This is a genomic window from Flavobacterium palustre, from assembly GCF_014639535.1.
GTDB lineage: Bacteria > Bacteroidota > Bacteroidia > Flavobacteriales > Flavobacteriaceae > Flavobacterium > Flavobacterium palustre.
Genome location: NZ_BMGA01000001.1, coordinates 847,383 through 871,434, shown reverse-complemented (window position 1 = coordinate 871,434; position 24,052 = coordinate 847,383). Strand labels below are relative to the sequence as shown.

At 35.7% G+C, this 24,052-nt stretch carries 26 protein-coding genes; 22 read left to right on the top strand and 4 right to left on the bottom strand.

Translation table 11 applies throughout. The annotated features are described in order from the left end of the window. The 13 genes from IEV84_RS03555 (at window position 1) to IEV84_RS03495 (ending at window position 10,307) form a co-directional block, all read left to right on the top strand. On the top strand, window positions 1-840 hold the full coding sequence (locus tag IEV84_RS03555) for a DUF5777 family beta-barrel protein (protein WP_188492472.1): 840 nt from the start codon (window positions 1-3) through the stop codon (window positions 838-840). A gap of 135 nt (window positions 841-975) precedes the next feature. Further along, the gene (locus IEV84_RS03550; protein ID WP_229732586.1) at window positions 976-1,404 is read left to right on the top strand and encodes a hypothetical protein; all 429 of its coding nucleotides are present in this window, start codon (window positions 976-978) and stop codon (window positions 1,402-1,404) included. An 18-nt stretch (window positions 1,405-1,422) separates the two neighbouring features. Further along, entirely contained in the window at window positions 1,423-2,004 is a 582-nt protein-coding gene (locus IEV84_RS03545; protein WP_188492470.1) for a globin family protein, read from the top strand. Between the two features lie 393 nt (window positions 2,005-2,397). Then, a complete protein-coding gene (gene hemA, locus IEV84_RS03540; protein WP_188492468.1) occupies window positions 2,398-3,654 on the top strand; it encodes a glutamyl-tRNA reductase in 1,257 nt (418 codons plus the stop codon). Between the two features lie 60 nt (window positions 3,655-3,714). After that, window positions 3,715-4,122, top strand: a complete 408-nt coding sequence (locus IEV84_RS03535) for a GxxExxY protein (protein WP_188492466.1) — start codon at window positions 3,715-3,717, stop codon at window positions 4,120-4,122. A gap of 76 nt (window positions 4,123-4,198) precedes the next feature. Further along, entirely contained in the window at window positions 4,199-5,125 is a 927-nt protein-coding gene (gene hemC, locus IEV84_RS03530) for a hydroxymethylbilane synthase (RefSeq protein WP_188492464.1), read from the top strand. Beyond that, window positions 5,125-5,793 (top strand): uroporphyrinogen-III synthase, encoded by a 669-nt coding sequence (locus tag IEV84_RS03525; RefSeq protein WP_188492462.1) that lies wholly within the window; start codon window positions 5,125-5,127, stop codon window positions 5,791-5,793. The genes hemC and IEV84_RS03525 overlap by 1 nt, the downstream gene beginning before the upstream one ends. 41 nt (window positions 5,794-5,834) lie before the next feature. Beyond that, entirely contained in the window at window positions 5,835-6,860 is a 1,026-nt protein-coding gene (gene hemE / locus IEV84_RS03520; RefSeq protein ID WP_188492460.1) for a uroporphyrinogen decarboxylase, read from the top strand. A gap of 50 nt (window positions 6,861-6,910) precedes the next feature. Continuing rightward, complete coding sequence (locus tag IEV84_RS03515) at window positions 6,911-7,285, top strand: hypothetical protein (protein ID WP_188492458.1); 375 nt, start codon at window positions 6,911-6,913, stop codon at window positions 7,283-7,285. Next, window positions 7,285-8,193 (top strand): oxygen-dependent coproporphyrinogen oxidase, encoded by a 909-nt coding sequence (gene hemF / locus IEV84_RS03510; RefSeq protein ID WP_188492456.1) that lies wholly within the window; start codon window positions 7,285-7,287, stop codon window positions 8,191-8,193. The genes IEV84_RS03515 and hemF overlap by 1 nt, the downstream gene beginning before the upstream one ends. 114 nt (window positions 8,194-8,307) lie before the next feature. Further along, window positions 8,308-8,766 carry an IS200/IS605 family transposase gene (gene tnpA / locus IEV84_RS03505; RefSeq protein ID WP_188492454.1) on the top strand — a complete coding sequence of 153 codons (459 nt, stop codon included), beginning with the start codon at window positions 8,308-8,310 and terminating at the stop codon, window positions 8,764-8,766. Window positions 8,767-8,850: 84 nt separating this feature from the next. Then, window positions 8,851-9,846 carry a porphobilinogen synthase gene (hemB, locus tag IEV84_RS03500; protein WP_188492452.1) on the top strand — a complete coding sequence of 332 codons (996 nt, stop codon included), beginning with the start codon at window positions 8,851-8,853 and terminating at the stop codon, window positions 9,844-9,846. 62 nt (window positions 9,847-9,908) lie between these two features. Further along, the gene (locus IEV84_RS03495; RefSeq protein ID WP_188492450.1) at window positions 9,909-10,307 is read left to right on the top strand and encodes a c-type cytochrome; all 399 of its coding nucleotides are present in this window, start codon (window positions 9,909-9,911) and stop codon (window positions 10,305-10,307) included. 112 nt (window positions 10,308-10,419) lie between these two features. Here the strand turns inward: IEV84_RS03495 and IEV84_RS03490 are convergent, their stop codons facing one another. Then, entirely contained in the window at window positions 10,420-11,127 is a 708-nt protein-coding gene (locus IEV84_RS03490) for a class I SAM-dependent methyltransferase (protein WP_188492448.1), read from the bottom strand. Window positions 11,128-11,218: 91 nt separating this feature from the next. Between IEV84_RS03490 and IEV84_RS03485 the strand changes: the two genes are divergently transcribed. The 9 genes from IEV84_RS03485 to IEV84_RS03445 all read left to right on the top strand — a co-directional run bounded on the left by IEV84_RS03485 (window position 11,219) and on the right by IEV84_RS03445 (window position 20,035). After that, window positions 11,219-12,112 carry a LysR family transcriptional regulator gene (locus IEV84_RS03485; RefSeq protein ID WP_188492447.1) on the top strand — a complete coding sequence of 298 codons (894 nt, stop codon included), beginning with the start codon at window positions 11,219-11,221 and terminating at the stop codon, window positions 12,110-12,112. Beyond that, the gene (locus tag IEV84_RS03480) at window positions 12,102-12,590 is read left to right on the top strand and encodes a methylated-DNA--[protein]-cysteine S-methyltransferase (RefSeq protein ID WP_188492445.1); all 489 of its coding nucleotides are present in this window, start codon (window positions 12,102-12,104) and stop codon (window positions 12,588-12,590) included. The genes IEV84_RS03485 and IEV84_RS03480 overlap by 11 nt, the downstream gene beginning before the upstream one ends. A 166-nt stretch (window positions 12,591-12,756) precedes the next feature. Beyond that, complete coding sequence (locus tag IEV84_RS03475) at window positions 12,757-13,914, top strand: serine hydrolase domain-containing protein (RefSeq protein WP_188492443.1); 1,158 nt, start codon at window positions 12,757-12,759, stop codon at window positions 13,912-13,914. Window positions 13,915-13,921: 7 nt separating this feature from the next. After that, window positions 13,922-14,635, top strand: coding sequence for a 3'-5' exonuclease (locus IEV84_RS03470; RefSeq protein WP_188492441.1), 714 nt, complete (start codon window positions 13,922-13,924; stop codon window positions 14,633-14,635). A gap of 68 nt (window positions 14,636-14,703) precedes the next feature. Continuing rightward, complete coding sequence (locus IEV84_RS03465; RefSeq protein ID WP_188492439.1) at window positions 14,704-15,780, top strand: winged helix DNA-binding domain-containing protein; 1,077 nt, start codon at window positions 14,704-14,706, stop codon at window positions 15,778-15,780. A gap of 100 nt (window positions 15,781-15,880) precedes the next feature. Continuing rightward, complete coding sequence (locus IEV84_RS03460) at window positions 15,881-17,320, top strand: spore maturation protein (protein ID WP_188492437.1); 1,440 nt, start codon at window positions 15,881-15,883, stop codon at window positions 17,318-17,320. 96 nt (window positions 17,321-17,416) lie between these two features. Then, window positions 17,417-17,602: a hypothetical protein gene (locus IEV84_RS03455; RefSeq protein ID WP_188492435.1), complete on the top strand. Its 186-nt coding sequence runs from the start codon at window positions 17,417-17,419 to the stop codon at window positions 17,600-17,602. 118 nt (window positions 17,603-17,720) lie between these two features. After that, entirely contained in the window at window positions 17,721-18,185 is a 465-nt protein-coding gene (locus IEV84_RS03450) for an FKBP-type peptidyl-prolyl cis-trans isomerase (protein ID WP_188492433.1), read from the top strand. A gap of 248 nt (window positions 18,186-18,433) precedes the next feature. Then, window positions 18,434-20,035 carry a fumarate hydratase gene (locus tag IEV84_RS03445; RefSeq protein WP_188492431.1) on the top strand — a complete coding sequence of 534 codons (1,602 nt, stop codon included), beginning with the start codon at window positions 18,434-18,436 and terminating at the stop codon, window positions 20,033-20,035. A gap of 96 nt (window positions 20,036-20,131) precedes the next feature. Here the strand turns inward: IEV84_RS03445 and IEV84_RS03440 are convergent, their stop codons facing one another. From IEV84_RS03440 to IEV84_RS03430, 3 genes are all read right to left on the bottom strand, one after another. Then, window positions 20,132-20,791 carry a CoA transferase subunit B gene (locus IEV84_RS03440; protein ID WP_188492429.1) on the bottom strand — a complete coding sequence of 220 codons (660 nt, stop codon included), beginning with the start codon at window positions 20,789-20,791 and terminating at the stop codon, window positions 20,132-20,134. 128 nt (window positions 20,792-20,919) lie between these two features. Further along, entirely contained in the window at window positions 20,920-21,621 is a 702-nt protein-coding gene (locus IEV84_RS03435; protein WP_188492427.1) for a CoA transferase subunit A, read from the bottom strand. Window positions 21,622-21,742: 121 nt separating this feature from the next. Beyond that, complete coding sequence (locus IEV84_RS03430) at window positions 21,743-24,049, bottom strand: penicillin-binding protein 1A (RefSeq protein ID WP_188492425.1); 2,307 nt, start codon at window positions 24,047-24,049, stop codon at window positions 21,743-21,745. Window positions 24,050-24,052: the final 3 nt, after the last annotated feature.

Genomic DNA, 24,052 nt, shown 5'->3' with positions numbered 1-24,052 from the left:
ATGAAAAAGCTCATTTTACTCTTGTTATTTGTTCCAATAATATCCTTTTCACAGGAAGATTTATTAAACGGAATAGATTCTGTTTCTGAAAAAGAAAAAGTATCTGCCGCCTTTAAAGGCTTAAAAATTGTCAATCTCGAATCGACTAAACTAGCTGCAAAAGGCGATTTGTATTTTATTGTTGCTCACAGGTTTGGCTCCGTCAAAGATGGTTTTGAAGGTTTCTTCGGATTGGACAATGCCAATACGCAATTAAAATTTGTCTATGGATTAACCGATTGGCTGACCATTAGCGCCGCCAGAAGTGAATTAGCCTATGATTTTTCTACAAAATATACTTTAATCCATCAAAAAACAGATGGTTTTCCGGTAAGTATTGCCGGTTTTTCAAGTTTAGCAATCAATAACACATTGAAGGAAAGCCTCTACCCCAAATTAACTTTCGATGATCGATTTACTTATGTGCAACAATTATTGATTTCCAGAAAATACTCTGAAAAGTTATCACTGCAATTAGCACCAACAATTTTCCACGAAAATTTTGTTGACAATGCGCAACAGAATAATACACAATACGCCATCGGAATTGGAGGACGCTATAAATTATCCAAACGCTGGTCACTTAATATGGATTATGCGGCACATTTAAACCGAGCTTCTAATTCAGTTTATAAAAATCCGCTTTCTATAGGTTTTGATTTAGATACCGGAGGACACGTTTTCCAGATGCACTTTACTAGTTCTCAAGGCATTCATGAAGCAGGATATCTGGGTCAAACAACCGGAGATTGGACAAAAGGCGATGTTTTCTTTGGGTTCAATTTGCTGAGAGTTTTCTAAAAAAATTGACTTTTCTCCACATTCCAAAAATAAACAGTATTTAAATCGATTCTAAATTAATCTTTTTCTCATAAATTCTAAAACCATGTTGAGGAAAGTCTCGTAAATAATTTTCAAAACCTAAAAATTATTAAAATGAATACAATCTTCAAAAAAGTAGTAATCGCAGTAACGGTAATTGGTGTATTGTTTATGTCCATATTACTGTTTCACATCATCACTGCAAAACCGGCAGTTTACGAAAATGCAAATTTACAAGTGAGTCGAATTGATTTTAAATCCAATATCGATTCGCTGCAAGCCAAACAAATTTGCGCCGATTTAAGAACCATCAAAGGCCTAACATCCGATTCTATTATTGTCAAAAGAAACGTCGTAGTGTATTTTCACAATAATAAAATCACTAATTCTGAGAAAGTTTACAACGAATTGATGAGTAAAAGACCTTATGAAGCCGAACGCTTTATTCTACCAGCCAATATGGCAAACAAAGAAGTTTGTCCTGTGGATCAAAATAGCGTGAGTTATAAATTATCCAAATCAATAAATCAATTTTTTAATTAATCCTTAAATTCAATTATTATGAGAAATTTTTCTAAACTTACACTAAGTGTATTACTAGTAGCATCGGCGGCATTTACTTCTTGCAGTGACGATGATGATCCAAAACCAGCAGAAGCATCAATCTACAGTCGTTTAGGCGGAACAACTATGGTTGCCGATCCTGATAATTCAGGACAAATGATTGAACAAGGTCGTTTAAGTTTTCGAAAAGTAGTAAACTCTACTGTAGGACTTATTGTGGCTGATGTACAAGCAAATGCATCAGGAAACCTTGGAGCACATTTTGCCCCTGTTCTTGCAGAAGTTGGAGCCGGTAACACAACTAATTTAGCAAAATTAGTGGACAACCTGACTGATTTCTTTTCATCTGCTACAGGTGGAACTAACGCTGTAAATACCTATTCCGGTTTAGGGATGGTAGCAGCTCATAATCCAGCAGTAAATGCTCGTATGGGAGTAAAATCCACTGATGCCGATTATACCAAATTTGTAGGTTATGTAGGTGCTGCCGCAAATGCTAATGGCGTTGCTTCAAATACTGATTTATATGCCGATATTGTTGTTGTTTTAGAATCATTGAGAGATCCAATTGTTCAATAATAACCAATATGCAAAATAAAAAACGCTACCTTTTACTTTTGTAGGTGGCGTTTTTATTTAAAATTCAACTGAACTCAATCACTTAACTTTTCGAATACAGTTGTTATATAATTTAAAAAAGTGTTTTGCAAAGTTATTTTTACAACACTTTTCAAGAACTCTAAGCGATATTTTTTCGTATATAATATGGAAATCAATCGATGTTGTTATTTAGAACAAATCTACATAAACAACTAAAAAACACCTGATTTTGCTCTATTTTTAAATATAATCGATTTTGTAATTGCTATTTTGAATCAATTTATCCCGAAGCGATACAAAAAGAACTTACAGCGTTGTTTTTATAAAATAGTTAATAATAATTTTGTTGAACTTTTTAAGGAAGGTATAATCATGGAAAATTTTAACATGTCCAGAAACACCACTTTTTACGCTTTAGGTTTAAGTTATAAAAAAGCAGATGCAACCATTAGGGGGAAATTTAGCTTAGACGCTAAAGCACAGTCTATCTTATTAACGCAAGCTGAAGCCGAAGGAATCGAATCATTGATTGTTACTTCAACTTGTAACAGAACTGAAATCTATGGCTTTGCTAATCATCCTTACGAATTAATAAAATTACTTTGTGAAAACAGCCAAGGTTCGGTTCAGGAATTTCAGGAAGTAGCTTACATTTATAAAAATCAGGAAGCCATTAATCACATGTTTCGTGTAGGAACCGGATTAGACAGCCAGATTTTAGGTGATTTTGAAATTATCAGCCAAATTAAAAACGCTTTCAACCAAAGTAAATCTTATGGTTTAGTAAATTCTTTTATGGAGCGTTTGGTAAACTCGGTGATTCAGGCGAGTAAAAAAATAAAAACGGATACTGAAATTTCTTCTGGTGCAACCTCTGTATCCTTTGCATCAGTTCAATATATTATCAAAAATGTAGAAGATATTGCCAATAAAAATATCCTGCTTTTCGGAACAGGAAAAATTGGCAGAAACACCTGCGAAAACCTGGTAAAACACACTAAACACGAGCAAATTACCTTAATTAACAGAACCAAAGACAAGGCCGAAAAATTAGCCGAAAAATTGGATTTAGTTGTTAAAAATTATTCCGATTTACAATTGGAAATACAAAAAGCGGATATTTTAGTAGTGGCTACCGGAGCACAAAACCCTACTATAGACAAAGCCATTTTGAATCTGAAAAAACCATTATTGATTTTAGATTTGTCTATCCCTAAAAACGTGAATGAAAATGTAAATGAAATAGAAGGTGTTACTTTAATTCACATGGATCATTTATCGCAAATGACCGATGAGACTTTAGAAAACAGAAAGAAACACATCCCTGCTGCCGAAGCGATTATCGAAGAAATAAAAGACGAATTTAGAACTTGGACTAAAGGCCGAAAATTTGCTCCAACTATTAACGCATTGAAAGCCAAACTAAACGATATTAAAAATTCGGAATTAGATTTTCAAAGTAAAAAAATAGCCGATTTTAACGAAGAACAAGCCGAAATCATCAGCAACAGAATTATTCAAAAAATCACTACTCATTTTGCTAATCACCTCAAAGACGAAAACACTATGGTAGATGAAAGCATCGAATGGATTGAAAAAGTGTTCAAAATTGAAGCAATGGTTAAATAAGCGTTTTTCTCACCATTAAGAAATTAAGTTTCATTTAGTTTTAAGCCAAACATAGATAAAATGACTAAAAAAGAAATAACTCAGTTATCTTTTGAAATCACGGGTTATGCCATAAAAGTTCACAAAAAACTTGGCCCTGGGCTTTTAGAAAATGTTTACGAACAATGCTTAAAATATGAATTAGAGAAAAACGGTTATGATGTAAAACAACAATTGATAGTTAAAATAGAATATGATGAATTAGAATTAGAATCTAATTTAAGAATCGATTTATTAGTAAATGACTTAATTGTGGTTGAATTAAAATCAGTTGAAAACATATTACCAATTCATGAAGCACAACTATTAACGTATATGAAAATATTAGAAAAGCCTCAGGGATTACTAATTAACTTCAATACAACTAACATAACAAAATCATTGAAACCATTCGTAAACGAATACTTTTCAATGTTAGATGAAAATTAAGAACAAACCTTAATGAAGCTTAATTTCTTAATGGTTTAAAAAAAGAAACAATGTTCACATTGTTTAAGTTTAAAAAATGGCAGAAAAAACAATACGTATAGGTACAAGAGATAGCGAACTCGCTTTATGGCAGGCACATACTGTTCAAAACAAACTAAACGATTTAGGTTATAAAACTGAAATTGTAGCCGTAAAATCCCAAGGCGATATCATCCTTGACAAACCCCTTTACGAATTAGGAATCACCGGAATTTTTACCAAAACATTAGATATTGCGATGATTAACGGCGATGTGGATATTGCGGTACATTCGATGAAAGATGTTCCTACTGCCCTGCCCAATGGAATTGTACAAGCAGCTGTTTTAGAAAGAGCCAATACTTTGGACATTTTAGTTCACAAAGGCAATCTTGATTTTCTGGAATCTACAGGAACTATCGCTACCGGAAGTTTGCGTCGTCAGGCACAATGGTTGAACAAATACCCTAATCATACCGTAGTTGATTTGCGTGGAAACGTAAATACCAGAATGCAAAAACTTCAGAAAAGCGACTGGAACGGAGCTGTTTTTGCGGCAGCCGGACTGGAAAGAATCAATATAAAACCGGAAGATTTTATTGATTTAGACTGGATGATTCCGGCACCGGCTCAGGGCGCTATGTTAGTGGTAGCAATGGCTGATGACGACTATACCCTGGATGCTGTTTCTCAACTAAATGATATCGAAACGGAAGTTTGCACCTATATTGAACGCCAGTTTTTAAGAACTTTAGAAGGCGGTTGTACCGCTCCTATTGGTGCTTTAGCAAAATATAATGAAGACGAAGATACCATACATTTTGATGGCGTTTTATTCTCATTGGACGGAAAACAAAAAATCGAAATCAACAAAGTGGTTGATATTTCAGAATGGAAAAAACTGGGATTCTATTCCGCAAAAGAAATTCTGGAAAATGGTGGAACCGAATTAATGGCAGCAATTAAAACTAATTTGAAAAAGTAATGAGTCAAATAAGTATTCTGTCAACCAAAACCTTATCAGCTGAGCAAAGACAAGTATTTCTTGATGCCAATATTGACCTTTTAGAACAAGATTTCATCGAAATTAAACACTCCATTTTCGAATTAGACAAAATCAATACTAATTTGATTTTCAGCAGTCAAAATGCAGTTTTAAGTTTAATAGAACAAAGCGGCTGGGAAATTCTTAAATCAAAAAATGTTTTTTGTGTTGGTATAAAAACCAAAGATTTGTTGGAACAAAATGGTTTTAAAGTAGAAGCCTATATGGATTACGCATCGGATTTGGCAGAAATTATTACTCTAATCTACAACAAAGAAAGCTATACTTTTTTCAGCGGAAATCTTCGCAAAGAAACCCTGCCAAAAGCATTAAAAAACGCAGGCATCATTTTCAATGAAATTGAGGTTTATAAAACCGAATTAGCACCTTTTAAAATTTCCAAACAGGAAAAGTTTGATGGAATTTTGTTTTTTAGCCCTTCAGCTGTAGAAAGTTACCTGACCAATAATAAAATCACAAAAGAAACTTGCTTTTGCATTGGCGAAACCACCGCATCAGCATTAGAAAATAAAACCAAAAACATCATCATCGCTGAACAACCCACAATTGAAGATGTGATTGAAGCAGTAATCGAAGAATATAAATAATCCCCTAACCCCCGAAGGGGGAATTAGAAAAAATAATAAAAATGATAAAGAACGACCTATTTTTAAAAGCACTAAAAGGAGAAACAGTACAACGTCCACCGGTTTGGATGATGCGTCAGGCAGGAAGATATTTACCGGAATTTAGAGCTTTACGTGACAAATATGATTTTTTCACCCGTTGCGAAACTCCAGAATTAGCTGCCGAAATCACCGTTCAGCCTATTCGTCGTATTGCTCCCGATGCTGCCATTTTGTTTTCGGATATTCTTGTAGTGCCAAGAGCCATGGGAATTCACGTGGAATTAAAAGACAATTTAGGTCCAATTATCCCAAATCCTATTCGTACTATGGAACAAGTAAATCAAGTTTACGTTCCAGATGTAAATGAAACTTTAGGTTATGTTTTTGATGCCGTGAAATTAACTAAGGAAATGCTGAACGACGAAGTACCTTTGATTGGTTTTGCCGGTTCTCCGTGGACAATTTTCTGTTATGCTGTAGAAGGAAAAGGTTCGAAAAGCTTTGATACGGCTAAAGGATTCTGTTTCTCAAATCCAGTTGCAGCTCATACTTTATTGCAAAAAATCACCGATACCACTATTTTATACTTGAAAGAAAAAGTAAAATCGGGTGTGAATGCCGTTCAGATTTTTGATTCCTGGGGAGGAATGTTGTCTCCAACAGATTATCAGGAATTCTCTTGGAAATACATCAACCAAATAGTCGAGGCTTTGGCTGAAATTACACCGGTAATTGTTTTCGGAAAAGGATGTTGGTTTGCTTTGAACGAAATGGGAAAAAGTAAAGCTTCTGCACTAGGAGTTGACTGGACTTGTTCGGCCAGAAATGCACGTTATTTATCAGGCGGAAATGTTACTTTACAAGGTAATTTTGATCCTTCAAGATTGCTTTCGCCAATTCCAACCATCAAAAAAATGGTTCACGAAATGATTGACGAATTCGGTAAAGACAAATATGTGGTGAATTTAGGTCACGGAATTTTACCAAACATTCCAGTGGATCACGCCAAAGCGTTTATTGATGCGGTGAAAGAATACGGGAATTAATCAGCAGTTCTCAGTTTGCAGAAAGCAGAAACCAAAAGAACAATCAAAAAATGCTAAACAAAGGCTTAAGAGACCAGGAAAGTATACGAATAGACAATGTGCTCCAAACGTTGCATTCGTTGGTTTTTGTACCTGAAAAAGCATTCGATAAAGACCAAATTGAAGGAGCGCTGAAAGATTTCGGGCTGAATATTGAAAGTTTAATCGCAATTACACCAAATGACTTAATTCTACTTTTAGAAAGATTGCATCTGGACTGGAATCAAAAAGAGCAATTTGCCGATTTTTTAGTTGGCTTTTCTAAAGAAAATCAATTTGATTTCGCAGAAAAAGCCATTAGTATTTACAATCACATCCAAACGGAAAGCAAGACTTTTTCGTTTGGAATTTTTAATAAAATAGCTTCCGCAAAAGCCAATTTATAATGAAAGAACAATTTTACGCCTACATACAAAAACTCCAAGACCAAATCGTAGCAGGACTAGAAGCGGTTGATGGTGAAGCCAAATTTAAAGAAGATCTTTGGAAACGCCCGGAAGGCGGCGGCGGAAGAACCCGCGTAATTGAAAACGGAAAAGTTTTCGAAAAAGGCGGAGTGAATATCTCTGCAGTCCACGGTAAATTACCGGATTCAATGCAGAAATTATTCAACGTAGGCGAAGCCGATTTCTTTGCCTGCGGACTGAGTTTGGTCATTCATCCTAAAAGCCCAATGGTGCCAACAGTTCATGCCAACTGGCGCTATTTTGAAATGTACGATAATAAAGGTAATGTAATCCAGCAATGGTTTGGCGGCGGACAGGATTTAACGCCTTATTATTTGTTCGAAGAAGATGCAATCCATTTTCACCAAACCTGTAAAACCGCTTGCGACAAACATAATCCGGAGTTTTATCCAAAATATAAAAAGCAATGTGATGCCTATTTCTGGAATGCACACCGCAATGAAGCCCGTGGTCTTGGCGGATTGTTTTTCGATTATTGCAAAGCAACGGATGATATGAGCATGGAAAACTGGTTCAATTTCGTCACTGAAGTTGGAAATAGTTTCCTGGAAGCTTATGTTCCAATTGTAGAACGAAGAAAAGATTTGCCCTATACAGTTGCTCAAAGAAACTGGCAGGAAATCCGTCGTGGTCGTTATGTGGAATTCAATTTAGTTCACGATAAAGGAACTTTATTTGGCTTAAAAACCAACGGTCGAATAGAATCTATTTTGATGTCTTTACCACCACATGTACAATGGGTTTACGACCATTATCCGGAAGCAGGAAGCGAAGAAGAAAAATTGATAAAAGTGTTAGAAAAACCGGTTGATTGGATAGCTCTGTAAGAGCGATATATTTATAGAAACAATTCATTGTGTTCATTTGAGCTCCGTAGGAGCGCCATATTTATAGCAAATAAATAATATTTTTCAAAAGAGCACCAGCGGTGCGACATTATAATGGCAAATACCTATTCTCAATTATATATTCAAATTGTCTTTGCTGTCAAGGGAAGACAAAATCTGATTTCCAGTAAATGGAAAGACGAATTGTATAAATATATAACCGGAATTGTTACAAATGAAGATCAAAAATTAATTGCCATTAACGGAATGCCTGACCATATACACATTTTAGTTGGGCTAAAACCCAATAAAGCACTATCGGATTTGATAAGAGATGTAAAAGCCAATTCATCTCGATTTATTAATGAAAAAAGATGGATAAATGGTAAATTCGAATGGCAAACTGGATTTGGAGCATTCACTTATAGTCATTCACAATTGACGAGTGTTATTAATTATATTCAAAATCAGGAAGAACATCATAAAACAAAAACATTTAAAGAAGAATATATAGAATTTTTAAAATTGTTTGATATTGATTTTAAGAATGAATATTTATTCGAAGATATATAAGATGCCGCTCCTCTGGAGCTAAAAAACAGAACTGAAAACAATCTATAAATATTACGCTCCTACGGAGCTTGAAAAACTATAATTATGTTCCCACTACAAAGAGGCAGAAGATTAAGAACCAACGAATCCATTCGTTCTTTAGTCCGTGAAACAACCTTAAGTCCTTCGGATTTTATGTTTCCGATGTTTATTGCCGAAGGCGAAAACGTAAAAGTAGAAATTCCATCGATGCCGGGGATTTTCCGTCGTTCGATAGATTTAACGGTGAAAGAAGTAAAGGAATTATTCGCTTTGGGCATTCGTGCGGTAAATATCTATGTAAAAGTATCTGAAAATCTAAAAGACAATACCGGTAAAGAAGCCTGGAATCCAAACGGATTGATGCAACAAACTATCCGCGCCATTAAAGCGGCTTGTCCGGAAATGATTGTAATGCCTGATGTGGCTTTAGACCCTTATTCCATCTACGGTCACGACGGAATTATTGCCAACGGCGATGTCGAAAACGATGCAACTAACGATGCTCTGGTAAAAATGGCGGTTTCACATGCCGAAGCCGGTGCCGATTTTGTAGCACCTTCGGATATGATGGACGGGAGAGTTTTAAGATTACGTCAGGGATTGGATTCTGCGGGCTTCCACAATGTTGGAATCATGAGCTATTCGGCTAAATATGCTTCGGCATTTTACGGACCTTTCCGTGATGCTTTAGATTCTGCTCCAAAAGAAGCTGACGTTGTTGTTCCAAAAGACAAGAAAACCTACCAAATGGACTATGCTAACCGCATTGAAGCAATCAAAGAAGCGCTGTGGGATGTTGAAGAAGGTGCCGATATGGTCATGGTAAAGCCCGGAATTGCATATTTAGACATCGTTAGAGAGGTTAAAAACGCCGTGAATGTTCCTGTAACGGTTTATCATGTTTCGGGTGAATACGCAATGATTAAAGCCGCTGCCGAAAAGGGATGGCTTGACAATGACAAGATCATGATGGAGCAATTAATGTGTATTAAAAGAGCCGGAGCGAGCTTGATTTCGACTTATTTTGCCAAAGAAGCAGCAATACTTTTAAAGAAATAAACAGTTTTTAATTTAAAACCAAAAAATAATTTATTTTTGGAATCACTAAAAACGAAAAACACATGAAAAAACTAGCATTTTTAGCACTAATTGTTCTTGCCTTTGCTTGCAAAAAAGAAAGTCAGGAATCTTTTGGAAAAGAAGACCAAAACACTACTGTTGCTGCTGAAGAACCGGAATTAACTCCCGAAGAACTGGGAAAAGTAATCTTTGAAGGCAAAGGAAACTGTATTTCCTGCCATCAGACCGATCAAAAATTAATTGGTCCCAGCACAAAAGAAATTGCTAAAATTTACAAAGATAAAAATGCTGACATGGTTGCTTTCTTAAAAGGAGAAAGTGAGGCTATTGTTGATCCTTCGCAATTTGCCGTAATGCAAGCCAATTTAAATTTGACAAAAACCTTTTCAGATAAAGAATTACAAGGTTTAGAAGCTTATATTTATTCGAATCTAAAGTAGTCGTAATATTAAAAACACAAAAACCATTCAGAACATTGAATGGTTTTTGTGTTTTATAATAACTTCTTTGCGTACTTAGCGAAAAAACTTTGTGACCTTTACGGTTAAATACCTACTTTATCCCCCCAAAAGCCCCAAAACAGGCATTTTTATGCAAAATTTCAACACTAGAAAAACCTACTCTTTTCATCAAATCCAATTGGTACGTCATTGATCTGGGTGTATCTTCTTTTTCGATATAATCAAAAACTTTCTGCTGGTATTCCCCTCCTCCATGCTCATTCAAATAATTCGCATACATTTTCCAAACCAATTGATTAACTCCCGGATGATCCTGAATCAACAAATCGGAAATCAAGAAACAACCACCTGGCGTTAAACTATCATACAATTTTTGAAAAACCATTTCCCAGTCGGAATCGTCACGTAAATGATGCAAAACCGCTCCTGCCAAAATAATATCGAAATGATTTTTGGGTAATTCAATATCGCGAATATCACCCTGAATCGTTTCCACTTTTCCGCTTGTTGCTACCGAAACCCGTTCCTGAGCTTTATCCAACATATTCTGACTCAAATCAATCAAAGTACAATCCAAATCAGGCACTTTAGATAACATTTTCAAGGTATAATTCCCGGCTCCGCAACCTAAATCTAAGATAGTTTTGGCTTCCGGTTTTACTGCTCTTGCGGTACAAGTAATCAATTCTAAAGCAATTTTAGCATCCATCGTTGCCACCTGCCCTGTTTCTAAATTGGAGAAACGTTCGACCTCATTGTCAAAACGTTCCCTGATTTCTGTAACTGTTGATTTTTTCATGATTATTGGTTTTTATTTTTACAAACCTAAAACTTTCATTTATGACTTAAAAATGCTTATTTTGTCAATTATTAATACTTAAAAGGTATTTATGGAATTACGCCATTTAAAATATTTCCTGAAATTAGCCGAAGAACTAAGCTTTGTTCGTGCTGCCGATAAATTATTCATTTCCCAACCGCCGTTAAGCAGACAGATTAAAGAATTGGAAACCGAACTGGGTGCCACACTTTTTGAGCGAAATAACAAACGCGTAATTCTAACCGATGCCGGAAAGTATTACCAAAAAGAAATTCAGGAACTGGTTCAAAATTTGGAACGCATTAATCTGACAACCAAAAAAATAAGCAAAAATCAAAGCGGCGAATTCCGGATTGCTTATGTGAGTTCGACGTTTTCGGGAGATATTTCAGAGCTGTTACAATTTCTATCTGATAAATATCCCTATGTCAATTTTCGTCTTTACGAAGTACCCACAGTCAAACAAATTGACGCCTTAGAAGAAGGGAAAATTGATTTTGGAATCATCCGCGCTCCTTTGCATTCGCCAAAAATAGATTCGCAACTCTGGTTTAAAGACAGTTTTTCGTTAGTATTTAATCGAAATAAATACAACATCGCATCCGAAGAAGATTTGATACATTTGAAAGACGAAACTTTTGTATTTTTTAATAAACAATATGCGCCTTATTTTTACGATGCTTTATTGCAAATTTGTACCCAATATGGTTTCAAACCCAAAGTAGTGCATGAATCCAATAATATTTCGTCAATTATCCAGTTGGTTAAAAATGGATTGGGTATTTCGATAGTGCCAACCGCCATTAAAAAAAGTCATAATTATCCCGAATTAGAATTCGTAGAACTCAAAAAAGTGGCTCTTTTTACCGATATTTTATTGGCTACGCCAAAAGGAAATCCTTCAGAAATTTCAAAAGCTGCAATAGTATTCTTAATGGAACAAAATAGTAAAAATGAAAACTAACGACCAAACTATAACTTACTTTAAAACACCTCTGGGAATCGCTAAAATCACAGGCGATGAAAATGGTATTTCGGTTATTTCAATTGCTGATGAAGGCACCGTTTCCGATACAGTTCCTGAAGTTTTACAGCAAGCCGTTTCTCAGTTGAATGATTATTTTGAAGGAAAAAGGACTGATTTTAATTTTAAACTGAATCCTGCAGGAACTGAATTTCAGCAGAAAGTTTGGAAAGCATTACTTGAAATTCCATTTGGAAAAACCTGTAGTTATATGGATTTGTCTAAAAAATTAGGAGATGTAAAAGCTATTCGGGCTGTGGCTTCCGCCAATGGAAAAAATCCGCTTTGGATTGTGGTTCCTTGTCATCGCGTAATTGGAACCGATGGTTCGCTAACCGGTTATGCAGGCGGTTTATGGCGTAAAAAATGGTTATTGGAACACGAAAATCCTTCACGGAAACAAGAATTATTATTTTAAACAATAACAAATACAGCTAACCTTTAATAGACATTTTTTACCATTAAGGAATTCAGTAAATTAAGCTTATTGAAACTTAACTCCTTAAAGGTTTAATAAAAAACATATTTGATATTTTCCCGAATAATTTTTTATGTAAATTCGTACTGAAGCTAATTCAAACCCCATGAAAAAACTCAAAAAATTTCTCTTCGGATTGCTGATTCTTATAGGCACTATAATTCTTTCACTTTATATTTTCAAGAAAGACTATTTGTTAAGGGCTGTAAAAATCACTTATTTCAACGGACACTCAACTGCTTTTTTAGATGATTATCAGTATTTTGACAATCGAATTATTCAAAAAAATAACCAACCACAACCTTGGAATATAGCCAAAGATTACAATCTGGTAAAACCAACCGAAAGACTTGAAAAACTGCATGAGGAAATTGGCACAGTTGCTTTTTTAATCATCAAAAACGATAGTATCTGGAACGAAAACTATTATGATAATTACAGCAAAGATTCTAAATCCAATTCTTTTTCTATGGCCAAAAGCATTGTAACCGCTTCGTTGGGAAAAGCCATTATGGAAGGGAAAATCAAAAATTTAGACACAAAAGTAGGTGACTTTTTTCCTGAATTTAAAAAAGGAAAATCGGCACAAATGACTGTGGGCGACTTGGCTTCCATGTCCTCAGGATTGGATTGGGATGAAGCCTATTACGACCCATTTTCAATTACGACCCAGGCCTATTTTGATAAAAATTTAACACCGGTCATTTTAAATTTGAAAAGCATTGAAGAACCGGGAAAAACATACAAATATTTAAGCGGCAACACCCAACTTCTGGCTATGTGTATTGAAAAAGCTGTTGGAAAAAGCCTGGCCGATTATGTTTCGGAATCTTTCTGGAAACCCATGGGAGCCGAAAGTGATGCTTTTTGGCAAACCGATAAAAAAGACGGAATGGTAAAAGCCTTTTGCTGTATTGCCGGTAATGCCAGAGATTTTGCCCGATTTGGAAAACTCTATCTGCAACATGGAAAATGGAATGGTCAGCAAATTTTAGACAGCGCTTTTGTAGCCAAATCAATAACGCCAAGATTTAAAGATTCACCCCAATACGGCTACGGCTGGTGGTTGAGTACTTTTAAAAACAAAAAAGTTTTCTATATGCGTGGGCATTTAGGTCAATATGTAATTGTAGTTCCGGAAGATCATGTAATCATTGTTAGATTAGGACATCACGACATAAAAAGCACCAATGGAACACCACATAGCGATGATTTTTATGTCTATTTAGAAGAAACTTATAAAATGCTGCAACAAGCCAAATAATAAAACTATGATTGAAAAGATAAACCTCAACAACATTCTTTTTCTGGACATTGAAACGGTTCCGGAAACAGCTGATTTCAATGAGTTAGATACAGAAATGCAGGCACTGTACGAACAAAAAACCCAATACCAACGCAAGGAAGAAATCTCCGCCGAGGAATTTTATGATCGTGCGGGAATTTGGGCCGAATTCGGAAAAATTGTCTGTATCTCAGTTGGTTTTTTTGTGATTAAAGGCGATATCCGCAACTTTAGGGTGACTTCTTTTTTTGGAGAAGAAACCAAACTTTTAAAAGATTTCAATAATCTGTTGAACAATCATTTCAACGGTCCGCAACATCTTTTATGCGGACACAATGCTAAGGAGTTTGACATTCCGTTTCTGGCGCGCCGCATGATTATTAATCAAATTCCTATTCCGGATAAATTGAATTTATTTGGCAAAAAACCATGGGAAATTCCGCATTTGGATACTTTAGAGTTGTGGAAATTTGGCGATTACAAGCATTTCACTTCGTTAAAATTAATGTGCAAAGTCCTCGGAATCCCTTCTCCGAAAGGCGATATCGACGGCAGTCAGGTAGGTCACGTTTTTTATGTAGAAAAAGACATTGACCGCATTGTGACTTATTGCGAAAAAGACACCATTGCCGTAGCACAGATTTTTCTTCGACTGCGAAGAGAGGAATTATTAATTGAGGATGAGATTATTCATGTGTAATTTTTAAGTTGTTAAGATTTTGAAATGCCAAACTTTAAATGAACTTATATGATTAAAACATTTTTTCAATGACACATCAGGAAATTTCACATCATCGCCTTGTTTCTCAAAAGCTTTATAAGACATGTTCAGATTCTCCGCAAGACATTGTGAAGCATTTAGGTGCTGTACAGGCTCAGGATTATGCCATGGCAAAATGGGCAATTGGTTCCCGATGTGGAGCTACTGAAAAAGAAATTGAAGAAGCGATAAACGCTGCAAAGATTATCCGCACCCATATTTTAAGACCAACCTGGCATTTTATTGCTGCCGAAGATATCTATTGGATGCTTGATATTTCCGGACCTCAAATCAAACGTATTATTCTTGCCGAAACCAGAAAATATGGTTGTGATGAAAAAGAGTTTGACAAGATTAATTCATCCATAGAGAAAATACTCGCAGGAAATAATAATTTAACGAGAGAGGAAATCATACACGAACTTAATATCAAAAAGTTTTCCTATGATTATAATTTAAGTCCTGTTCTTATTATGATGTATGCAGAATTAGAAGGTCTAGTTTGCAACGGCAAAATGAAAGGCAAAAAAATGACATATGCCTTACTGGAAGAAAGGCTTCCAAAACCTCAGTCCAAATTGACCAAAGAAGAAGGCTTGGCAAAATTAGCCAAACGTTATTTCGAAAGTCACGGTCCGGCAACCGTTGGTGATTTTTCATGGTGGTCGGGTTTTTCGATGACAAGCTGCAAAACAGCTATCAATTCGATTAAATCAGAATTAAATTCGGCTGTAATTGAGGAACAAATGTATTGGTTCGGAACTGATTATTATAAAGAAAGCAGCTTTCGCGAAAGCGTACACTTTCTTCCTGCTTTTGATGAAATTTTGATTTCCTATAAAACCCGTGAAGCTTCTATTTTAGCGGAACATCAGCCTAAAGCATTTACAAAAAACGGAATTTTCAAACCTGTTATTCTTGAAAACGGAAAAGTCATCGGCACTTGGAAAAGAACTTTAAAAAAAGATCATGTCAAGATTGAAACAGATTTTTTTAATGAAACCAAAAGTCATCAAAAAGTAGTTATTTTTGAAGGAATTAAACCTTTTGAAAATTATATGGAAGCCAAAATTATAATCGAATGAGAATTCAAAAAAAACAAATTCAATTAATCTCTTTCTCTCTTTGCGAAAACCCTTTGTGAACTTTGCGGTTAAATATTTACATTTACAAAAATTATAAATTATGGTATTAAGCAGATTTTGGTTAGTTATTTTTATTTCGTCAATTGTATTTGTGATTTTCAGTTTGTTTTCTGGTCAAAATTATACCATTGACCATGTTTTGAATGGAAAAAAGGACGATCCTATTCTAATTTCAGAAAAATACATCGATCAGATTCCTGCTTTTATCAAAGACAGCATCAATACATCGGAAGAAAAAACCTTTATAATCAACAGAGATACGCTTAATGCGGATACCACTTATGTTTACAAAAACAAAACCGTAAAAATTTTTAGCGGTGTTCAAAAATCAGATGGTTTATTACCTACCTGTAAAAGTACTTTACTGGATTTGATTCTTCCTCTTATGGCGTACTTAGCCTTTTTCTGCGGATTGATGGAACTTTTAATTATCTCCGGAGTATCCGAAAAACTGGCAAAAGTATTGAGTCCGGTATTTGTAAAAGTGTTTCCAAGTGTTCCTAAAAACCATCCTTCTATATCCTACATGACCCTGAACTTTGCTGCTAATTTTCTGGGATTGGATTCGGCTGCAACGCCTTTTGGATTAAAAGCGATGGAGAGTTTACAAACCATAAATCCCGAAAAAGACAAGGCCAGCGATGCCCAAATTATGTTCATGTGTTTGCATGCCTCGGGACTTACCTTAATTGCCACTTCCATCATTGGCTATCGTGCGGCAGCAAATTCGGCTAATCCTGCCGATGTGATGTTACCTTGCATTATTACTTCTTTTATTGGTACAATCGCTGCATTTTTGATTGTTGGAGCAAGACAAAAAATTAATTTCAAAAGTGCTTCTTTACTTATGGGATTAATGGTATTAATTGCCGCCATTGTTGGTTTGCTGATGTATGTAAACCATTTGGATTTAATTGGCAAAAACTATTTTACAACTAATCTTTCAGCTTTAATATTAATCGGGATTATTGTTGCTACTTTGATTTTTTCTTTTGTAAAGGAGAAAAAATTTACTGAAGCCAATACAACCGTTTATGAAGCCTTTGTAACAGGAGCCAATAATGGTGTTAAAACCGGAGTTACTATTTTTCCTTATGTTTTAGGGATGTTGGTGGCTATTTCATTGTTTAGAAACAGCGGCTTGTTTGAAATCATCAGCAACGGACTTGGATTTGTTTTCTCGAATATGGGAGTAAATAAAGAAATTGTAGATGCTTTGCCGGTTGCCTTATTGAGACCTTTTAGTTCAGCAGGATCCAGAGGATTTTTGATTGATTCGATGAATACTTTTGGCGCCGATTCTTTAACAGGACGTTTGAGCAGCATTTTCCAGTGTAGTGCCGAGAGTACTTTTTATGTAATTGCAGTGTATTTTGGTTCAGTAAATATCAAAAATACACGTTACGCCTTAGGCACGATGCTTTTGGTTGATGTGATTTGTGTGATTACAGCGATTTTTGTGGCAAGCTGGTTTTTTTAGAAAATCATAACCACAAAATAATAGAAAATTATTGCCGTTATCTTAGGGATTTTAATCTATTTTTCATTCTTTTGAATTTTAAACAAACAAATAATAATGTCAAAATACACTAAATACATCGCTATAGGATTACTCATCTTGTTTTTACTAACGAGCTTATTTAGCTGCAGTGTTTTCTATACCAGAAATAATTCATCATCAGGTAAAATTCCTCCGGGACAAGCTAAAAAAATGACGGGAAGTAAAAGCGCAAAATACTATGCGCCAGGTCATAATAAATAGTATAATAATCACTTTAAAAAAATAAAAAAATGTCAAAATACACTAAATACATCGCTATAGGATTGCTAATTCTATTTTTAGTTACCAGCTTATTATCTTAAAACAAATTCAATTCGTTATGAAATATTCTTTTTTATTCCTTTTAACCGTTCTTTTTACATCTTGTATCAATAACGATATTGAACCTCAGGTAGCGAAAGACTATACCGTTGAAAACGAAACTGAAATTATAGATTATATTGAAGAAAACGATCTTAATGCGACAAGAACATCCTCTGGTTTGTATTATGTTATTGACGAAGAAGGAACAGGAGAGCGACCTACAACAACTTCAAATGTAACAGTGGCCTACAAAGGTTATTTTACAGATAAAGTCGTTTTTGATCAAAGTTCAGAAGCGGGCGTTTCCTTTAATCTGAATGGAGTCATAAAAGGATGGGTGGAAGGAATTCCTCTTTTTAAAGAAGGTGGAAGCGGTATTCTTTTGATTCCTGCCCATTTAGGCTACGGAAGTTTCAATTATTATGGTATTCCTGGAGGTTCGGTTTTAATCTTTAATATTAAACTCATTTCAGTTAATTAAAAATAAAAAATGTCAAAATACACTAAATACATCGCCATAGGATTGCTAATTCTATTCTTAGTTACCAGCTTATTAAGCTAGTTTTTAAAACATTAATCGAACAAACAAAGAGATGGTATTGCATAAATACCATCTCTTTTTGCTTGTTTTTATAACAAAAAGTTTGATTTTACGAAAGAATCACAGTTGTTAAAAGACTGTGGCTACGCTAAATAATTTTTATATTTGTCAAAAAAATAAAAACACCAATGGACTTTATTTATCAGGATCCTTATCCAATTTTAAAAGACGATACCCAATACCGTAAAATAACTTCTGACTACGTAAAAGTAGAAAAACTAGGAGACCGCGAAATCCTAACTGTTGACCCAAAAGGTTTAGAATTACTTTCTCAGGAAGCCATGAAAGATGTTTCTTTTATGTTGCGTACTTCGCATCTAGAAAAATTAAGAGCTATTCTTGACGATCCGGAAGCAACCGACAACGACCGATTTGTAGCTTATAATTTATTGCAGAATGCGGTAGTAGCTATTGATGGTGAATTGCCTTCCTGTCAGGACACCGGAACAGCGATTGTAATGGCCAAAAAAGGAGAAAACGTATATACAGGCGTAGATGATGCCGAATGGCTTTCTAAAGGTATTTTTAATACTTATATCGAAAGAAACCTGCGTTATTCTCAAATTGTACCGATTAGCATGTTTGAAGAAAAGAACTCAGGTTCTAATCTTCCGGCTCAAATTGATATTTATGCTAAAAAAGGCGCTTCTTACGAATTTTTATTTTTAGCAAAAGGAGGAGGTTCGGCTAACAAAACCTATTTGTACCAACAAACAAAATCCTTATTAAACGAAAAATCATTAGATGCTTTCATCCGTGCTAAAATAATGGATTTAGGAACTTCTGCCTGTCCGCCTTACCACTTGGCTTTAGTGATTGGAGGAACTTCTGCCGAAGCAACCTTAGCAGCTGTTAAAAAAGCATCTGCAGGTTATTATGATTATTTACCAACTACAGGAAACATGGCAGGTCAGGCTTTCCGTGATTTAGAATGGGAAAAAAGAGTACAAAAAATTTGCCAGGAAAGTGCCATTGGAGCGCAATTTGGAGGTAAATATTTCACTCATGACGTTCGCGTAATCCGTTTGCCTCGTCACGCAGCTTCTTGTCCGGTAGGATTAGGAGTTTCTTGTTCTGCAGATAGAAATATCAAAGGAAAAATTACCAAAGACGGAATCTTCGTAGAGCAATTAGAGGTAAATCCTAAACGTTTGTTGCCTGCAACGCCACCACATTTAGAAGAAGCCGTTGAAGTTGATTTGAACCAACCAATGAGCGAGATTCTAAAAAAATTATCGCAATACCCAATCAAAACCCGTTTGAAGCTAAACGGAACTTTGATTGTGGCTCGTGATATTGCTCACGCAAAAATCAAAGAATTATTAGATGCCGGAAAACCAATGCCGGACTACTTTAAAAACCACCCGATTTATTATGCTGGTCCAGCTAAAACACCGGACGGAATGCCATCGGGAAGTTTTGGTCCAACCACTGCCGGACGTATGGACGTGTATGTAGAAGAGTTCCAAAAAAATGGCGGAAGTATGGTGATGCTTGCCAAAGGAAACAGAACTAAAGATGTGATGAATGCCTGCAAAACTTACGGTGGATTCTATCTGGGTTCTATTGGTGGTCCAGCAGCTATTTTGGCTAAAGAAAATATCCTTTCAGTAGAAGTAGTTGACTTTGAAGAATTAGGAATGGAAGCCGTTAGAAAAATCACGATTAAAGATTTCCCTGCTTTCATAATTACTGATGATAAAGGAAATGATTTCTTTGAAAACCTATAGAATTTAAACGCAAAGGACACAAAGTTTTCGCAAAGTTCGCTAATTTTTTTTACCGCAAATTCGCAAATTAAATCTGTGAATTTGCGGTTTATTTTTTTAATTGATTGTCATTTCGGGGATTTCTCCTTCAATGATTAATTCTGCCTCGGTAGAAGTAATAATGTGTTCTACAGTTATTCCGGGAGCTCGTTCAAGCAATTTAATTCCTTTTGGAGTAATTTCCATCACGGCTAGTTCGGTTACGATTTTTTTAACGCAAGCTACTCCGGTTAAAGGCAAAGTGCATTTTTTAAGAATTTTACTTTCCCCTTCTTTGTTGACGTGCATCATCGCCACAATAATATTTTCGGCTGAGGATACCAAGTCCATCGCCCCGCCCATTCCTTTCACCATTTTACCGGGAATTTTCCAATTGGCTATATCGCCGTTTTCAGCCACTTCCATAGCGCCAAGAATCGTTAAATCGACATGTTTGCCGCGAATCATCCCAAAACTCATTGCCGAATCAAAGAAACTTGCTCCGGGAAGCGTAGTAATCGTTTGTTTACCCGCATTGATTAAATCAGCGTCTTCTTCGCCCTCAAAAGGAAACTGCCCCATGCCCAAAACGCCATTTTCGCTTTGTATTTCAACGTTTATTTCTTCCGGGATATAATTAGCTACCAAAGTAGGAATTCCTATCCCTAAATTCACAAAATAGCCGTCTTGTAGTTCTTGGGCAATTCTTTTTGCTATATCTTCTTTTGTTAAAGGCATAATTTTATTTTTTAAAACATATAAGTCATATAAGTTTTCTATTCAAATAGAACATTTTTAAACCATGTAAGAAATTGAAGGTCATTTAAGCCGTTTCCAAACTGGACACTGTGACTGAATACTGAACACTATTTTCTTTCCCGAACTGTTCTCTTCTCAATCCTCTTTTCATATTTCTCACCCTGAAAAATTCGCTGTACAAAGATTCCCGGAATGTGAATTTGGTTAGGGTCTAAAGTTCCGGCTTCGACCAATTCTTCGACTTCGGCAATGGTTATTTTTCCGGCACCTGCCATTACAGGATTAAAATTTCGGGCTGTTCCTTTAAAGATAAGGTTTCCGGCTGTATCGCCTTTCCAGGCTTTTACAATAGCAAAATCAGCATTGAAAGCCTGTTCCATCACATACATTTTTCCGTTGAATTCGCGGGTTTCTTTTCCAATGGCAACTTCGGTTCCAAAGCCTGCCGGCGTGAAAAAAGCCGGAATTCCCGCCTGGGCCGCACGACAACGTTCGGCGAGTGTTCCTTGCGGAATCAGTTCTACTTCGAGTTCTCCGGTTAACATTTGGCGTTCAAATTCAGCATTTTCCCCCACATAAGAAGAAATCATTTTCCTGATTTGTCTCTTTTGCAAAAGTAATCCTAAGCCAAAATCATCGACTCCGGCATTGTTAGAAATACAGGTCAGATTTTTGATTTCTTTTTTCACTAATTCAGCTATAGAATTTTCGGGAATACCACACAATCCAAAACCGCCCAACATTAAAGTCATTCCATCTTCAATACCCAAAAATGCTTCTTGAACAGTATTTACTTTTTTATTAATCATAACGAAATAAATTACTTTTGATTCTTAAAAATAAAGCTTTATTTCCAAAAGAAAAAACAATAATCAGATTTCGTTATTAAACATAAAAAAACCTCCCAATCGGGAGGCTCTATTATTAATTTTAAAATTCAAACTCGTCTGTATCCTGAATTACAGCGGTAGTATCTTTTTCTACTTTTGGACGCGGCTGATAACAATCAACCTTGATAGAAAGATTAGCAGGACGCTCAAAAGGCTCTTTAGAAACTTTCAAATTAGGGTCTTCATAACATAATTTCATAAAATATCCCCAAACCGGTAATGCTGCCGTAGCTCCTTGTCCATAAGTCAGACTTTTAAAACGAGCCGAACGGTCTTCGCAACCTACCCAAACTCCGGTTACTAAATTAGGAACCATTCCCATAAACCATCCGTCAGATTGATTTTGTGTTGTTCCTGTTTTACCGGCAATTGGGTTTTTAAACACATACGGATAGCCTGTCCAACGGTTGTCTCCGCTTCCACCGTATTCGGTTCTTAGTCTGGAACCTGAACCTCCTTCGGTAACACCTTCCAGTAATTTAACTACTGCAAAAGCAATATCTTTATTCAAAACATCATGTGATTCCGGTATTGGTTCATAAATAACTACACCACTTTTGTCTTCAATTCGTGTTAAAAATTGTGGTTTATTATAAACTCCCTGATTCGCAAACGTACTGTAAGCAGCTACCATTTCTTCAACGGTAATATCTACAGCTCCAAGTGCAATCGATGGTTGTGCGGGAATTTCAGTTTTAACTCCTAATTTATGCGTTAGTTTAATTACTGCTTCCGGACCGGTTTTATCAATCAATTTAGCCGAAACGGTATTAATCGAATTGGCCAATGCTTTCTTCAAAGTAACCATTCCCAGATAAGTATTGTTAGAATTCCTTGGTGTCCAGGTTTCGGTCACATGATGGCGCCCTACCGGAATTGTAAAAGGTGCATCAATAATAGAATCACAAGGTGACATATTCAATTGCTCAATAGCCGTTGCATATACAAAAGGTTTGAAAGTAGAACCTACCTGTCGGGCTCCTTGTGCTACGTGATCGTATTGAAAATATTTGTAATTAATTCCACCTACCCAGGCTTTGATATTTCCCGTTTGAGGCTCCATTGCCATCAGTCCGGATTGTAGGAAGTGTTTGTAGTATCGGATAGAATCCAATGGTGTCATCAGTGTATCTTTTTCTCCTTTCCAGGTAAAGACAGTCATTTTTACTTTTTTATTGAAAGACTCAATGATTTCGTCCTCTGATTTTTCCATTGATTCCATTACAGTCCAACGGTTTGAAGCTTTCATGGCTAATTTTAAAATACGATTGGTTTCTTTCTCAGAAATACCAACGAAAGGCGCATTTTTATTAGTTTTTGCCTCTATAAAAAATTGTTCCTGAAGATTTGCCATGTGTTCAGTTACTGCTTTTTCGGCATGCAATTGCATTCTGGAATCGATAGTAGTGTAAATTTTCAATCCATCTTTATAGATATCATAATCAGAACCGTCCGGTTTTTTATTGGTTTCGGCCCATTTTTTCATGTAATCACGCAAATATTCTCTGAAATAAGTCGCCATACCTTCACGATGACTCTCTAACTTAAAACGAAGATTTAAAGGCAATTTCTTTAATTTTTCTTTTTGGGCTTCAGTAATCATATTTGATTTTTCCATTTGTCCCAAAACCACATTTCTACGATTTTTTACTCCCTCAGGATTTCGAATTGGATTATACAAACTGGAATTTTTAAACATCCCAACTAAAATTGCCGATTCATCTATGGTTAATTCTTTTGGTGTTTTTGAAAAATAGGTTTGTGCCGCCGAACTTACCCCTACAGCTGAATTTCCAAAATCATATACATTGCAATACATGGCAAGAATCTCATTCTTTGTGTATTGTCTTTCTAATCGAATGGCAATAATCCACTCTTTTGCTTTTTGGACGATACGAAATGGCAGGAATTTAGAACCTTCTCCGTGAAATAATTGTTTAGCCAATTGCTGTGTTAACGTACTCGCACCGCCGTTTGTTCCTAAACTTACAATGGCTCTTAAAGTTCCTCTTCCATCAATACCTGAATGCTCATAAAAACGTTCATCTTCGGTTGCAACTAGCGCATCTACAAGGTTTTTAGGTAAATCCGAATACTTTAATTGCGAACGATTGGTTTGGAAATACTTTCCAATAACTACTCCATCAGCTGAAATAATCTCGGTAGCCAGATTAGAATCCGGATTTTCTAAGTCTTCAAAAGAAGGCATAGAACCAAAAAGTCCCCAGGAAGCAAAAAGGAAAAACAGCATCAATCCTGCCATTCCATAAAAGAAAAACTTCCAGAATTTTTTGGTGTAATACTTAAAATCGTGTGCTGTGTTATTTGTTTTTTTATTAGTTGCCATAAC